This window comes from Wolbachia endosymbiont (group A) of Phasia obesa (assembly GCF_964028125.1).
Taxonomy (GTDB): domain Bacteria; phylum Pseudomonadota; class Alphaproteobacteria; order Rickettsiales; family Anaplasmataceae; genus Wolbachia; species Wolbachia pipientis.
The window spans coordinates 262878-277291 of record NZ_OZ034764.1; the positions used below are offsets into that span (position 1 = coordinate 262878).

13 protein-coding genes and 3 tRNA genes are annotated in these 14414 nt (G+C 36.4%); 9 read left to right on the plus strand and 7 right to left on the minus strand.

Annotated elements, in window-relative coordinates; genetic code table 11:
- Positions 1-80: 80 nt before the first annotated feature.
- A complete protein-coding gene (locus tag ABWU29_RS01345) occupies positions 81-782 on the minus strand; it encodes an ABC transporter ATP-binding protein (RefSeq protein WP_006279859.1) in 702 nt (233 codons plus the stop codon).
- Positions 775-1557 (minus strand): MlaE family ABC transporter permease, encoded by a 783-nt coding sequence (locus tag ABWU29_RS01350; protein ID WP_015589313.1) that lies wholly within the window; start codon positions 1555-1557, stop codon positions 775-777. The genes ABWU29_RS01345 and ABWU29_RS01350 overlap by 8 nt, the downstream gene beginning before the upstream one ends.
- Before the next feature lie 339 nt (positions 1558-1896).
- Here ABWU29_RS01350 and rpmF point away from each other — a divergent pair, with 339 nt between their 5' ends.
- From rpmF to ABWU29_RS01365, 3 genes are read left to right on the plus strand one after another with little or no spacing between them, the layout of a single operon-like run.
- The gene (gene rpmF, locus ABWU29_RS01355; RefSeq protein ID WP_041573607.1) at positions 1897-2079 is read left to right on the plus strand and encodes a 50S ribosomal protein L32; all 183 of its coding nucleotides are present in this window, start codon (positions 1897-1899) and stop codon (positions 2077-2079) included.
- A 10-nt stretch (positions 2080-2089) separates the two neighbouring features.
- Complete coding sequence (gene plsX / locus ABWU29_RS01360) at positions 2090-3127, plus strand: phosphate acyltransferase PlsX (protein ID WP_015589311.1); 1038 nt, start codon at positions 2090-2092, stop codon at positions 3125-3127.
- Positions 3120-4076 carry a beta-ketoacyl-ACP synthase III gene (locus ABWU29_RS01365; protein WP_141456654.1) on the plus strand — a complete coding sequence of 319 codons (957 nt, stop codon included), beginning with the start codon at positions 3120-3122 and terminating at the stop codon, positions 4074-4076. Before plsX ends, ABWU29_RS01365 begins: the two co-directional genes overlap by 8 nt.
- Before the next feature lie 735 nt (positions 4077-4811).
- Here ABWU29_RS01365 and ABWU29_RS01370 read toward each other — a convergent pair.
- The 3 genes from ABWU29_RS01370 to mnmE all read right to left on the minus strand — a co-directional run bounded on the left by ABWU29_RS01370 (position 4812) and on the right by mnmE (position 7460).
- Positions 4812-5828 (minus strand): NAD(P)/FAD-dependent oxidoreductase, encoded by a 1017-nt coding sequence (locus ABWU29_RS01370; RefSeq protein ID WP_174516794.1) that lies wholly within the window; start codon positions 5826-5828, stop codon positions 4812-4814.
- A gap of 168 nt (positions 5829-5996) precedes the next feature.
- Positions 5997-6084, minus strand: a tRNA-Ser gene (locus ABWU29_RS01375).
- A gap of 47 nt (positions 6085-6131) precedes the next feature.
- Complete coding sequence (mnmE, locus tag ABWU29_RS01380) at positions 6132-7460, minus strand: tRNA uridine-5-carboxymethylaminomethyl(34) synthesis GTPase MnmE (protein ID WP_015589308.1); 1329 nt, start codon at positions 7458-7460, stop codon at positions 6132-6134.
- A gap of 222 nt (positions 7461-7682) precedes the next feature.
- Here mnmE and nuoI point away from each other — a divergent pair, with 222 nt between their 5' ends.
- From nuoI to infC, 4 genes are all read left to right on the plus strand, one after another.
- On the plus strand, positions 7683-8165 hold the full coding sequence (nuoI, locus tag ABWU29_RS01385; RefSeq protein WP_041573606.1) for an NADH-quinone oxidoreductase subunit NuoI: 483 nt from the start codon (positions 7683-7685) through the stop codon (positions 8163-8165).
- A 115-nt stretch (positions 8166-8280) separates the two neighbouring features.
- Positions 8281-8496, plus strand: coding sequence for a hypothetical protein (locus ABWU29_RS01390; RefSeq protein WP_144054593.1), 216 nt, complete (start codon positions 8281-8283; stop codon positions 8494-8496).
- Positions 8493-10394 carry a threonine--tRNA ligase gene (thrS, locus tag ABWU29_RS01395; protein ID WP_141456657.1) on the plus strand — a complete coding sequence of 634 codons (1902 nt, stop codon included), beginning with the start codon at positions 8493-8495 and terminating at the stop codon, positions 10392-10394. Before ABWU29_RS01390 ends, thrS begins: the two co-directional genes overlap by 4 nt.
- A 12-nt stretch (positions 10395-10406) precedes the next feature.
- A complete protein-coding gene (gene infC, locus ABWU29_RS01400; protein ID WP_015589305.1) occupies positions 10407-10925 on the plus strand; it encodes a translation initiation factor IF-3 in 519 nt (172 codons plus the stop codon).
- 28 nt (positions 10926-10953) lie between these two features.
- On the opposite strand, the gene nuoF is transcribed toward infC, so the two are convergent.
- Positions 10954-12216: an NADH-quinone oxidoreductase subunit NuoF gene (gene nuoF / locus ABWU29_RS01405; protein WP_353280071.1), complete on the minus strand. Its 1263-nt coding sequence runs from the start codon at positions 12214-12216 to the stop codon at positions 10954-10956.
- Between the two features lie 19 nt (positions 12217-12235).
- Positions 12236-12308 (minus strand) — tRNA-Lys (locus ABWU29_RS01410).
- Between the two features lie 327 nt (positions 12309-12635).
- Between ABWU29_RS01410 and ABWU29_RS01415 the strand changes: the two genes are divergently transcribed.
- A tRNA-Ala gene (locus ABWU29_RS01415) sits at positions 12636-12711 on the plus strand.
- Positions 12712-12924: 213 nt separating this feature from the next.
- Positions 12925-14412 carry a magnesium transporter MgtE N-terminal domain-containing protein gene (locus ABWU29_RS01420; RefSeq protein WP_015589303.1) on the plus strand — a complete coding sequence of 496 codons (1488 nt, stop codon included), beginning with the start codon at positions 12925-12927 and terminating at the stop codon, positions 14410-14412.
- Positions 14413-14414: the final 2 nt, after the last annotated feature.

The following is a 14414-nucleotide window of genomic DNA, read 5'->3' on the forward strand; positions in this document are numbered from 1 at the left end:
TCTGAATTCCAATGTCCACTACCTTTTACAAAGTTAAAACTTAAAAATATGACTGTTAGCAATAGTGTATATATCTTTAGCTATATATAATGAATGAATTTTTTTATATATTCGTTATTAGTATTTTGTATTTCCTGAACAGTTCCATGGGAAATGATCTCCCCTTCATATAATACTGCTATTTTATCAGCTATTTTAAATGCGCTATGAATATCATGTGTAATCGTGATAATTGTAGGGTTAAGATCTCTAGATAATTTTATTATTATCTCGTTTACTATATCTGACATAATTGGGTCCAATCCTGAAGTTGGTTCATCCAAAATAATGATTTCTGGATTGTGTGCAATCGCCCTTGCAAGTGCCACTCTTTTTTTCATTCCACCTGATAGCTCTATTGGAAACATATCTGCTATGCTTTCCTCCAGTCCAACATCATTTAACTTCTCGATTGCTAGCTGTTTTGCCTCTTTTTTGCTGATATTAAAGCGCTTTTTATAATTAAAAGATATATTTTCCCACACTGTAACGTAGTCAAATAAAGCGGAATTTTGAAATAAAACCCCAAATTTATTTTTGCTTTTACTATTTATTTTAACAGACCCTGAGTCTGGAGCAAGCAAGCCGATAATTGTTTTTGTTAATACAGATTTGCCGCTTCCTGAGCCACCAAGTATGACTAATGATTCCCCTTTTAATATATCAAAATTTAGATCTTTTAGTACTGTCCTATCATCAAAAGATAAGCTTAAGTTCAATATTGATATTATGGGGTTACGCATGTATCAAAGTAATCATGTAGTTTGCTAAAATGATCAGTATGGACGATAAAACAACAGTTGATGTTGTAGCAACACCTACTCCTCGTGCACCTTCTTTGCAATGGTAACCGTAATAGCAGCTTGAGACAGAAATTATGGCGCCAAATACAGTTGCTTTTATTAGCCCAGTTATAAAATCATACGTATTAAAGAACTGAGCTGTGTGTTTAATATATATATTTAAATTGTGGTTAAATTCGAAGACTGCAGTGATACATCCTCCAAATATTCCTATTAAATCTGCACATACTGTAAGTATGGGAAATACTATGATTGACGCTAAAATCCTTGGTGCAATTAAATATTTAAAAGGGTTGATGTTCAAGGTTGTAAGTGCATCTATTTGCTCGGTGATGCGCATTGTACCAATTTCTGCTGCAACTGATGATCCAACCTTTCCTACCATTATTAAGCTGATCAAAACTGGTCCTAACTCTTTAATGATAGTGATCGTAACAAGTTTGGGTATTATCTGTTCTTGGTTAATTAATGGGTCACTCAAGCTACTTTGTAAAACTATTGCCGCTCCTATAAAAACTCCAGTGAGCCCAACAATTGGCAGAGAGAAAAAGCCTATCTCTATAATTTGTCTTGCTATGTTGCTAAAATAATATGGTGGCACAAGGCAGTGGTATAGAGATTGAATAAAAAATATGAATGCACTACCAAGCCTTAACAAAAAATTGATAAAGTACCTACCAATTATTCTAACACTATTTATATCAAAAAAGCTCACTTTGTATTCATTTTAGCTAGAGGTTAGTCTTACTGATTTTATTAAAATTTTTATTAACTTTATCGCAAAGTATAGCTGAGATATGTTTTAAGTTCAATATACTTGATGTTTTAATTTAAAGCTTAACCCAAGAAAGGTTTCCCTACGTCATACCGCAATTCATTCGCGGTATAGATTCCGCTAACGAGTAGCGGAATGACGGTTTTTCAAATTGTAGAGCCACTTTAGCTATAGAACTCAATTACATAAGCAAACCTTACTTATTTTACTATCCCTGTTTACTTCCTGTAAAAAACATGTTACTAATGAATTGAATTTTGTAGTAGAATGGAGGAAGTTTTGGCAGTTCCAAAAAGAAAAAAGTCAAAGTCAAGGCGTAATATGCATCGTTCTCATCATGCTATTGAGCCTAAGAATATTGTGGTATGTTCAACAACTGGGGAATTCATGTTGCCTCATAACGTAGCAGTTGATGGCAGTTACAAAGGAAAACGGGTTTTCATCAAGCAACAGGCAGAGTGACTATTATGATATGTTACCTACGGTCAATAATAATATAGTTATTGCACTTGACGCTATGGGGGGCGATTTTGCGCCTCTTTCCGTAATTCATGGTGCTGGTTTTTTTTTAGACAACCTTGTTGACCCAGGCATTAAAGTTTTTTTTCATATTTATGGAGATAAGGAAGAAGTATCTCCTTTGCTTTCAAAATACAAAAAAGTAAGTAACAATTCTGAGTTTACTCATTGTTCTGACAATGTTCTTGCAAATGATAAGCCATCTTTTGCACTGAGGCATCGTAAAGACTCAAGTATGAAAGCTGCCATTGAGGCAGTAAAAAAAGGTAAAGCTTTCGGAGTGGTGTCTTCAGGCAACACCGGAGCATTGATGGCAATTTCCAGATTTATTTTAGGAACATTACCAAACATTTATCGTCCTGCTATTGCCTCTATCTGTCCAACTAAGACAAAAAGCTTCGCTTTGCTTGACCTTGGTGCAAATGTTGATTGTAATGCCGACTCATTATTTCAATTTGCGTTAATGGGTAGTATATTTGCAAAAATAGCATTAAAAATTGACAATCCTGAAGTTGCTTTGCTAAATATCGGCACAGAAGAAGTTAAAGGTAATGACTCAGTGCGCGGCGCTTTTGAGTTGCTTAAAAACGCTCCAGGCATTAATTTCAAAGGGTATATAGAGGCAAGTGAATTTTTAGAGGGTAGTATAGATGTGATTGTTGCTGATGGTTTTGTTGGCAATGTAATGCTCAAAACGGCTGAGGCAACCGCTAGTACCTTTATCAATCTAATAAAGCAGGAAGTATTCAATTCGTGGATAGCGAAAATGCTTGTTGGTATATTGTTAAAATCCAAACTAAATAAAGCTTTAACGCGTTTTAATCCCAAAATTAGAAGTGGAGCTATGTTTTTAGGGCTGAATGGTATCATCATTAAAAGTCATGGAAATTCTGATGCTATTTCTTTTGCCCATGCCATAAAATTTGCAGTAAATGCAATTAGTGAAAATTTAAATCAAAAGATAATTAACGGGGTAAGTCATATTGAATAAAAGTTTCATATTAAGCACTGGATCTTACCTACCAAGAAAAATGTTGAGTAACAACGAAATTGCATCGATAGTTGAGACGAGCGATGAATGGATAAGGCAGAGAACAGGAATAGTTCAAAGGCATATAGCAGATGAAGGAGAACTAACGTCAGATCTAGCTGTAAATGCAGCAAAAAGTGCTATAGAAAAAGCTAAAATTTCAGTAGATGAAATTGACTTGATTATAGTTGCTACAACAACTCCTGATAAAACTTTTCCTAGCTGTGCAACGATTGTACAAAGTAAGTTAAAATGTAAAAACGCATTTGCTTTTGATGTACAAGCAGCATGCTCTGGTTTTATATATGCAGTTACAGTTGCTGATTCGCTCATAAAATCTAACAATAGAATTAAATATGCATTGGTTATAGGTGCTGAAATAATGTCTAGGATTGTTGATTGGGAAGATAGGTCAACTTGTGTACTCTTTGGTGATGGTGCTGGTGCAGTGGTGATGAAATCAGAAATGGGTAGAAGCGGCATCATATCAACAAACTTATACTCTGACGGCAATGTGGACATACTATGTACGAACGGAGGGGTATCCTCTACTGGTGATTCTGGAAAAATATGCATGAATGGAAGAGAAGTGTTTAAACATGCAGTGGATAAGTTAACAGCCTCAGTAGAGGAAACTCTGAAATGCAATAATTTGAAAATCACTGATATTGACTGGTTAATTCCCCATCAAGCAAACATTCGTATTATTGAAGCAGTAGTAAAGAAATTAGATTTTCCTATAGAGAAAGTGATTAATACCGTTGATAAGCATGCAAACACCTCAGCGGCATCAATTCCACTGGCCTTAGACTATGCAATACAAGAATCAAAAATAAAATCAGGAAATCTGGTACTGCTGATTTCAATAGGTGCAGGCCTGACCTGGGGTTCCGTGTTGCTGCACTATTAGACTTCCTGCATTACCTCCTGTCATCCAAGTACCCTCTTTGTCATTCCAGTGCCTCTTTCTCCTGTCATCCCAGTAGCCCCTTCGGTGTCATTCCAGTCTGGAATCCAGTTCTTATTGTACATTCACCTGGTGTAAAGTTAAGTTTCCTGGATCCCAGTGTCAGCTACTCGGATGACAAAAAAAGGAGCACTGGAATGACAGCAGTCCTACGTCATACCGCGATTCATTCGCGGTATCTCTAGATCCCGCTAACAAGCAGCGGGATGACGGTTGTCGTTTAGCCACAAATATTTAAGAAATTTACCAAATGAAAAAAAAGGCAAAAGAAGCCCTGGGGTTATTATCCGCTTTAAAATATTGGCGTTTTTTATGTTTTAAACGCTTGACAAGCGAGATTAAGCTGCTTTTAATTGCAACTAACTTACGCTGCAAACGTTTAAGAAATTTACTAAGCAGAAAAAAAGACAAAGAATCCCCGAGTTAGCTAGTCTTTTACTATCTCTGTCGAGTATTGGCATTTTTTGATGTCTTGTAACGCTTTGTAAGCGCGTTCAGCTTATTTAGATAAAAATCTAGATGTAGATGAAGTTTTGTAAAGACATACAGTATCTATATACTGCAAAAAATTGAACATAAGACGCCGATACATTAAGTAATCCTTACCTTTTAATCTGCAGATTGGCGAAAGCAAATACAATAGCTTCAGTTTCATGATAAGGGAGCTGGTGAGGTTTGTCAAGGAAGTTTTTCTTTCCCGTGAATTCCCTTCGAAGTCGAGTATTGAAAATTGACTGGAGAATTGTGGATTACTTTGTATATGTCATGACAAGCCATGGCACTCTCAGCAAAACCACTTAATATTAACTTTAGTTTGCCTGAATAAATAGCTATATCTCCGATTGCATATATCCTATCTCTACTGGTTTTAAGTGTAGCTGGGTCGACAACTATGCGGCTATGTTCTAACTGTATACCCCAATTGTTTATTGGACCAAGATTCATTGACAATCCAAAAAATGGCAGCAAAAAATCAGCGGATATTTCTTTTTCTTCCTTAGAGGCAATGTTTTTTACTATCACTGTGCTCAATTGCCCATTACCTCCTGCTAGTTCGTGTAATTGATATGGCACTACCAGTTCTATCTTTCCATCACTTTCAAGTGATTCTAATTTATTTCTAGTTTCAGGAGTGCAGCGAAATTCCTTTCTCCTATGTATCACATAAATTTTCTTCGCAACTTTAGAAAGTTCTACAGTCCAATCAGCCGCAGAATCACCCCCCCCTGCAATGACTATAGTTTTATCCTGAAAATCAGAAATTTTATTTACACTGTAAAATACAGATTTATTTTCATATTCTAATATACCATTCAAGGGCGGACGGTTAGGTTCAAACATTCCGTTACCTGCAGCAACAATAACGGCTTTGCATTTTACCTCTGTACCTGTATTAGTTATGATAATAAAGCTTTGATCGCAGTTATTCGAAATCTTTTCTACTTTTTGACTTAAATGGTAAATAGGCTTAAATGGCGAAGCTTGCTCCATTAGCTGCTCAATTAATTTTTGGGCAGTAATTACAGGATAACCAGGTATATCATATATTGGCTTTTCTGGGTAAAGAGCTGTGCATTGTCCTCCTGCTTGATCCAAAACATCTATTATATGACATTTCATATCAAGCATTCCCGCTTGAAAAGCAGTGAATATTCCAACAGGTCCTGCACCTATTATTACTATATCGGTTTTCATATTCAGATGGTGATCTATTTATAGATATTAGCTTTCTTTGCTAACAAGGTCAATTTACAAAGGGATGTATTTTTAAAAGATGTGGCTAGATTAGACAAGATTTCCAGCGTTATGAACCACATAGTCCAAATAAGCTCTAAAAATCAGCTAGCATAGCGAGATGCTGTGCGGACGGAATGGGATTCGAACCCATGGTACGCTCATCACGTACGTCAGTTTTCAAGACTGGTGCCTTAAACCGCTCGGCCATCCGTCCATTTCTTTTCTATCACAACATTTGATTTTAAGCAATCTATAAAAGCTTTACTTGCCCACGCAAAAGTTGCTAAACACACTACTCAATATTTCCTCAACATCAATAATTCCAATCACCGCACCAAGTTCAAATGCAGCAAGCCTCAAATCTTCAGATATCAACTCAATTGGATTATCGATATTAAAACGTTGTAAATGTTCCAGTGCTTTCTTCATGTGATTCCTATGTCTTTGCCGAGTGATTACAGGGGTGTCTCTATCATGCCCAAATTTTTCCTCTGCCTTCTCTTTTATGAGAGAGATCAATTTGTTTGTACCTATTTCCTTTAGAATAGAAATGGGTAAAAGATCTATGCCATTAATTTTTATATTGTGATTATTGATAACATCGTCAGCTTTGCTCAATACATAAATAGTATCGCTATTTACAACGTTGCAATTGATATTATGACGCTGTTCAAAAGGAAATAGTTCTATTCTTAAATCAGCTTCAAAAGACCTCTTTTTCGCTCGACTTATACCTTCTGATTCTATTGGATCTGAACTCTCACGAATTCCAGCAGTATCAGAGAGAATGATTGGGTATCCGCCAATGTCAATATGAGCTTCAAGTATATCTCTTGTTGTGCCTGCATATTCAGAAACAATAGCAATATCACGCTTGGCTAAGAAATTAAACAGAGTTGATTTACCGACATTTGGTTTACCAGTTATTACAATATGTAAACCCTCACGCAACCTTTCGCCCCGTCTATTATCATTTAAATGCTCTTGTATCAATCGCACGAGAGATTGCACTTCATTATTAATTTTTTCCAACTCACTTTTTTCTGCCCAAATGTCCTCTGGAAAGTCTATATATGCTTCGATTTTGGATTGTATCGTTATCAATCTTTGCCTCCAATTGCTGTATAGTCTCTCCAATTCTCCTGATATCTGCTTAATCGCTTGTTTAGCTTGCATTTTCGTCTCAGCGTCAATTAAGTCTGCAATTCCTTCTATTTGAGTTAAGTCAAATTTACCATTTAGAAAAGCCCTAAGTGAGAATTCTCCAGGCCTGGCCATAACGAAAATTTTTGATAATTCCTCCAAGATGATTTTTATGACTGCCTTACTTCCATGCACTTGTAACTCTATAACATTCTCGCCAGTGAAACTGTTTGGAGCAGGGAAATAGATGATTATTCCATTATCTATCAATTGATTGAAATCATCATATAGATCAACTAAAGTAGCAAATCTTGGTTTAATTTCTTTCTTAATATGAAAATGATTTAAAGCTTTAAGCGCGTAATTGCCTGAAATTCTGATTACTGCAACTCCTGACTTACCAAATACGGTCGACAAAGCGAAAATAGTTTCATTTGTGTTTGTCATTATTTATATAAACTACTTAGCAATATTACACTTAAGAAACCAAAATACCTAATTTGAAAATATTCAAAATTTTTATCTATCTTGCTAGTTTATATTAATGCAGTACTATCATACTAGTGAATGTATTATATAGAAAAGCTGTAAAAGTCACCCAGGTGAAAATATTTATTTTGAAAACTGATAATATGATTTATAATGACTGACACAAGTTTTAAATATTTTATGCTCAAGAAATTAGCTTGGTATTGGTCTTTTGCAGAGTTAATCAAAGGGTTTGCTATTACATTGAAATATATGTTCAAACCAAAGGTTACGTTAAGATATCCTATGGAGAAGGGCCCTTTAAGTCCAAGGTTTCGTGGTGAGCATGCGTTGCGTAGGTATCCAAACGGTGAAGAACGGTGCATAGCTTGTAAATTATGCGAAGTTATCTGCCCTGCTCAAGCAATAGTTATTGAAGCAGAGGAAAGAGAAGACGGTAGTCGTCGCACCACACGCTATGATATTGACATGACAAAATGCATATACTGCGGGCTTTGCCAAGAGGCATGTCCAGTTGATGCAATTGTGGAGGGTCCTAACTTTGAATTTGCTACTGAAACGAGAGAGGAGCTAATGTACAATAAAGAAAAGTTATTGCGTAATGGTGAAATTTGGGAAGACGCAATTGCACTCAGGTTAAAAAAGAATAGACCTTATTATTAATGTTCAGAGCTTATAACCCTGTTATCCATTATGATTTAGGGGCAGTGCCCACTAGGGGTGGTGTCATCCAAGTAGCTGATACACAACTGTACGAACATTTGTTTGCGAGGGCAGTATGTTAAATGTTATGGCCTGTTTTGCCTCAAACACAAAGGTGTCATCCCAGTGCTTGACACTGGGATCCAGGTATAAAAATATTTGCAAATTGTGCAATGGACAACAGATTTTAGGAGCATACGTTAAACTAATTTCCATTATAAAAATAAGATGGATCCCAGTGTCACGCACTGGGATGACAAAGAGAGGGTTAGACAAAAGGGTCGATAAATGATTAGGATTACTTTCTCAACCGAACAAAAAGTAAAAGAATACAGTGGTAAAGTCACTGGCTTTGATATACTACAGCCGAATGTTTTAAAGGAAGCAGTTGCATTGAAAGTAAATGGTGAGTTATATGATCTCTCACGTGAAATTGAATCTGATACAGAGATAGAGGTAATACAACTGAGTGACGAAGCGGGTTTAGATATAATAAGGCATGATGCTGCTCATATAATGGCGCAGGCAGTGAAAGAGCTATTTCCTAATACTCAGATTACTATCGGCCCAACAATTCAGGACGGTTTTTACTATGATTTTGCTACAGATCGTACCTTCACTACGGACGATCTTACCGCAATAGAAAAGAAAATGAAAGAGATTGTAAAAAGTAACCACAGATTTGTTCGAGAAGTTTGGACTCGCAAGCAGGCAATTGATTTCTTTAGTGGTATAGGCGAAAAATATAAGGTTGATATTATCTCATCCATACCAGAGGGTGAAAACCTAACTGTTTATAGGCAAGGTGATTTTATTGACCTATGTCGTGGTCCGCACTCACCATCAACCGGCAGAGTTAAAGCGTTTAAACTTATGAAAGTAGCGGGTGCATACTGGCGAGGTGATGCAAAGGGCCCAATGTTGCAGCGAATATATGGCACAGCATGGAGAAATAAGGATGAATTAAACGCTTATCTTGAGTGTCTCAAAGAAGCAGAGAAACGTGATCACCGCAAAATTGCCAAGGATATGGATTTATTTCACATCCAAGAGGAAGCTGTTGGGCAGGTTTTTTGGCATGAACAAGGATATATTCTATATAATGTTCTTGAGTCTTACATCAGAAAGAAGCTAATAAATAATGGCTATTTTGAGGTAAAAACTCCTATTTTAGTAAGCAAAGAGCTGTGGGAAAAATCTGGACATTGGGATAAGTTTCGTGAAAATATGTTTATTGTTGATGAATCTGAAAGCAAAAAGCTAGCAATAAAACCCATGAATTGTCCTTGTCATGTGCAGATTTTTAATTCTCACACCAGAAGCTATCGTGATTTACCAATACGTATGGCAGAGTTTGGCACATGCCATAGAAATGAAAGCTCAGGCTCATTGCACGGACTGATGCGAGTGCGTGGTTTTACGCAAGACGATGCACACATTTTTTGTATGGAAGAACAAGTGAATTCTGAGACTATAAAGTTTTGTGACCTTTTAAAAGAAGTATATTCAGAGCTTGGGTTCAATGAAATTTCTGTGAAATTTTCAGACCGTCCAGGTATTAGAGCAGGTAATGATGAAGTATGGGATAGAGCTGAAAAAGCGCTGCTTGAAGCCGTTAAAGAAGCGGGCTTGAGTTATAAACTTAATCCTGGTGAAGGTGCATTTTATGGTCCAAAGCTAGAGTTTGTTTTAAAAGATGCAATAGGCAGAAGCTGGCAATGTGGAACATTGCAAGTTGATTTCATTTTACCAGAACGTCTGGGAGCTTTTTATATAGGGGCAGATGGACACAAGCATCACCCTGTTATGCTACATAGGGCAATTCTTGGGACTTTTGAGCGTTTTATTGGAATTTTGATAGAAAATTATGCAGGAAAATTTCCAGTTTGGCTTGCTCCAACGCAACTTGCTATTCTGACCATTACAAATGAGGCTGACGGTTACGCCACAGAAATCAGCAATGTCTTAAAAGAACAAGGTGTGAGAGTCAAGACTGATTTGACCAATGAAAAAATTAGTTATAAGATACGTTTGCATAGTCTAAACAAGGTTCCTATATTGTGGATTGTAGGCAAAAATGAAGTTACAAGTAAAACTGTGTCAGTGAGAAATTTAGGATCGGAAAGACAGGAGTCTTTTTCTTTGGAAAAGGCTAATGAATCGCTGTTAAAAAGTATTAATTTGAATTAAGGGAGTTAAAGTTTGCAAGTTAAAAAGAACAATAAAAACAGAATTAATGGATTCATCACAGCTAAGGAGGTACGCTTAGTTGATCACAGTGGTGAAATGGTCGGAATCGTGCTAATAGAACGAGCTTTGGAACTTGCACAGGGTGTTGGTTTAGACTTGGTAGAAATTGCACCTGATTCAACTCCTCCAGTATGTAAAATACTGGATTATAGCAAACAAAAGTATGATATAAAAAAGAAAGCAAGTGAAGCAAAAAAGAAACAAAAAACATTAACTATAAAAGAAATTAAACTGGGTCCCAATATTGGTGATCACGATTACGGAACAAAATTGCGTCAAGCAAGAGACTTACTTGCCCACGGACATAAAATCAAAGTTACAATGAGATTTAAGGGCAGAGAGCTTATAAACACTGAAGTTGGATTGGAAAAATTAGAACGGCTAATTAGAGACACTGAAGATATCGCAAAGGTAGAATTAGCACCTAAAAGGGAAGGGAATCAATATTTTTTAGCTCTGGTTGCTAAGTAGCAAGACGGCTTAAGAAGTATAAGTAGAGTTAAACTATCGCTCTCTCTTTGATAACATGGCGAAAATGTCTTATTAATCCTTGAATCGGCCAAGCTGCAGCATCGCCAAGCGCGCAAATTGTATGTCCTTCTATTTGAGTTGTAAGGTCAAGCAGCTTATCTATTTCATCAGGTTTAATATCTCCTGCCACCATCCTCTTCATAATCCTCCACATCCATCCAGTACCTTCACGGCATGGTGTGCATTGCCCACAGGACTCATGCATATAAAAGTGTGATAACCTCTCTATTGCAGCTATTATATCAGTTGATTTATCCATCACTATTACAGCAGCAGTACCAAGCCCTGATTGTGCAGTTCTTAATGAATCAAAATCCATTTCAATAGTATCGCATATAGATTTTGGAATTAATGGCACTGAAGACCCACCAGGTATTACAGCAAGTAAATTATTCCAACCCCCTCGCACTCCACCTGCGTATTTTTCAATCAATTCACGTAATGGAATTCCGAGCTCTTCTTCAACATTACACGGGTTGTTTACGTGCCCTGAAATACAAAAGACCTTGGTACCAGTATTATTTGGTTTACCAAGAGATGCAAACCATTCTCCTCCGCGATTCAGAATATCTGGAACCATGGCTATAGTTTCAACGTTGTTTATTGTAGTTGGGCAGCCAAAAAGTCCAACACCTGCAGGAAATGGAGGTTTCATGCGAGGAAAGCCCTTTTTTCCTTCAATTGATTCAAGTTGAGCTGTTTCTTCTCCACATATGTAAGCTCCTGCACCCCTATGGATAAACACATCAAGATCATAGCCTGATTTGCAGGCATTTTTTCCAATTAAACCTTCTTTATAGGCTTCCTCAAGTGCCTTTTTTAGAACTAAATATTCATTATAAAATTCACCCCTGATATAAATATATGCAACTGATGCGCTGATCGCTCTGCCGGCCAGGAGAATTCCCTCAAGTAACTTATGTGGCTCATATCGCAATATATCTCTATCTTTACATGTACCAGGTTCTGACTCATCTGCATTGACTACTAAATATGTTGGTTGTTTTTTTGGAAGATTTTTGGGCATAAAGCTCCACTTAAGGCCGGTAGAAAATCCTGCACCTCCTCGACCTCTCAAACCAGATTTCTTTACTTCATCAATGATTTTTTCTGATCCTAAATCTAGTAACTCCTTTGTTTTTTGCCAGCTACCACGTTTTTTTGCACCCTCAAGTAGTGGAGTTTCTTTACCATTTAGGTTGGTGAATATTTTGTCTTGTTCTTTTAGCATGTTTTTCAAAATTTGTGAGTGATCCCGACGCGATTCGAACGCGTGACCCACTGATTAAAAGTCAGTTGCTCTACCGGCTGAGCTACGGGATCATTTCATTTTTCAGCTATACTAAACATCAATACAGTTTTTATCCATTTTAATCAAACTAAAATTTTCATGTGTGGTTAAATAAATTATATAATATACTGCGTTAGTGATAATTTAGTTAAAAAATTTTTAAAGGAAAACTTCTTGTTAATTTTCAATTCACAGATTCATTTGGCAAAGCTTATAGTGTGATGTAAAAATCTGAGAAGACAAAAAGATAGAGAATTGTACATAACTGCAGAATTTGTGCACTATTTAGCAATAGCCTAACAGATAAATATTTCTTGCATTTCAGCCTGAGTGATTTATGCTTTAAGCAAGAATTACCTGGGGGTATAGCTCAGCTGGTAGAGCATCTGTTTTGCACGCAGAAGGTCAGCGGTTCGATCCCGCTTGCCTCCACCAGTCTATATTAGCTCTAGCCGCCACAAAACCTGTCAAAGCAGCTTATTTTAATCTATGAGGATTTTATACTACTTCCCTGAAAATCCCTATTTCTTTTCGTAACTTTTCTCTACACAAGTAATGTTGGTTATTACAATTGTAATATATACCAACTTAACAATAAATTAATCAATAAATGTTAGAATACTAACAATTAATTTATTGGTAACGCCTATGAGTGGAAAAAAGCATGTTTTTAAGATGGTACCTGGAAAAGAGGTGTTTAGAAAAACCCCGACTAAATTGATAAAGTGGCCTGAAGGTTATGATCCTACAATGTCTATTAAAAAAGTTGAGCTTGTATCGCTGGATGATAAAAACGATGTAGCACTAGGCTTATTACCTATAAAACTTTGCGGCAGTTCTTGCCTAGACAGTTACATATGTCTGGAGGAAGAAAATGAAGGAAATCTGGTAGCCAAAGATTATAAAAGTGATTCTAACTTAGATTATGTAAAAAGTAACCATACATTTGTATATTACGGTAATGAGTTGGCTAAGTTATCATATACAAGAGAACTTGTGCAGCCTTTCAAAACTATGTGTAGCAGTTCTATTAAATCAAAAAAATTGGAATACAAATATGTAACATGGGAAGATTCAGATACTGGCAACAATAAATATTATTTTTCAGACGAGGCAGGAAATATAATCGATTCACCTGACAATGAGGTATTACAAGACATTATGTTATACTACGGTGAGAGACATATAAGAGATGTGCTACTGTTGCTATCAAGCACGTTTACCAAAGTTTTTATTCAGGGCCTAACAGACGACCAACTAAAAACTCTTACCAATACTCTTAGTAACGAGCAACTGCAAAAAATAATTCCTGAACTGAGCTCAAGCCAACTACAGACCTTAGCAAAGAACTTAACAGATGAACAACTCCAAGCTTTAGTGGATCATCTAACCAATCACCAATTACAAACTCTTGCTCAGGAACTAAATCCAGAAAAGTTACAAATAATTGTTCCTATTTTAAATGATGCTCAGCTTGAAGCTCTAGTTAGAGACTTAAATCCAGAGCAAGTAAAAGAAATTTTACCTCACTTAAAAGTGGATCAGTTCAAAGCACTTATTAAAACTTTAAATGACGAACAATTTACAGTGCTTGCAAAAGACTTGGCTGAGCACCACTTGACAATACTTTCTAAAGAATTAGAAGGTGACCAGTTGAAAGCTTTAGTAAATAGTCTGCAAGAAGACCAACTGAAAGACTTAGTTAATAAGCTTGATCATGATAAACTTGGCATAATTGCTCAGGATTTAACTGATTCTAATAGGATCCAGATTATCATTAAGTCTTTAGCTAACAACCCAGAAAAACTTCAAGCTTTTGCTCGCAATATGTCTAATGAGCAGTTTAAGGAACTTTTGGATAACGTGGGTGCAGAAGAGCTTAAAGATATCATTCACAAACTGCCTTATGAGAAAGTGACAGCTGTGATTGGTGATCTCGGCAGTAAGGATCAGTCTAAAGCTATTATTGATGCATTAAAAGAGAAACTTGAAGAGCAAAATGGAAAGATAGGAGAGCTTATGGATAAGATTGACCAGATGCTTCCTGAGCAAAGTGAAGCAAATTGGGATAATGCACATCTATCACCTTACGTCTTTCAAGATACTAATACTGAATTTACAGTAATAGATGTTTAGTG

What these genes read in the sequence shown, in the direction of transcription:
- ABWU29_RS01345 (WP_006279859.1), bottom strand. Translation starts at nt 782, where the DNA reads ATGCGTAACCCCATAATATCAATATTGAACTTAAGCTTATCTTTTGAT.
- plsX (WP_015589311.1), top strand. Translation starts at nt 2,090, where the DNA reads ATGTTACCTACGGTCAATAATAATATAGTTATTGCACTTGACGCTATG.
- ABWU29_RS01370 (WP_174516794.1), bottom strand. Translation starts at nt 5,828, where the DNA reads ATGAAAACCGATATAGTAATAATAGGTGCAGGACCTGTTGGAATATTC.
- mnmE (WP_015589308.1), bottom strand. Translation starts at nt 7,460, where the DNA reads ATGACAAACACAAATGAAACTATTTTCGCTTTGTCGACCGTATTTGGT.
- nuoI (WP_041573606.1), top strand. Translation starts at nt 7,683, where the DNA reads ATGCTCAAGAAATTAGCTTGGTATTGGTCTTTTGCAGAGTTAATCAAA.
- ABWU29_RS01390 (WP_144054593.1), top strand. Translation starts at nt 8,281, where the DNA reads ATGTTAAATGTTATGGCCTGTTTTGCCTCAAACACAAAGGTGTCATCC.
- thrS (WP_141456657.1), top strand. Translation starts at nt 8,493, where the DNA reads ATGATTAGGATTACTTTCTCAACCGAACAAAAAGTAAAAGAATACAGT.
- nuoF (WP_353280071.1), bottom strand. Translation starts at nt 12,216, where the DNA reads ATGCTAAAAGAACAAGACAAAATATTCACCAACCTAAATGGTAAAGAA.
- ABWU29_RS01420 (WP_015589303.1), top strand. Translation starts at nt 12,925, where the DNA reads ATGAGTGGAAAAAAGCATGTTTTTAAGATGGTACCTGGAAAAGAGGTG.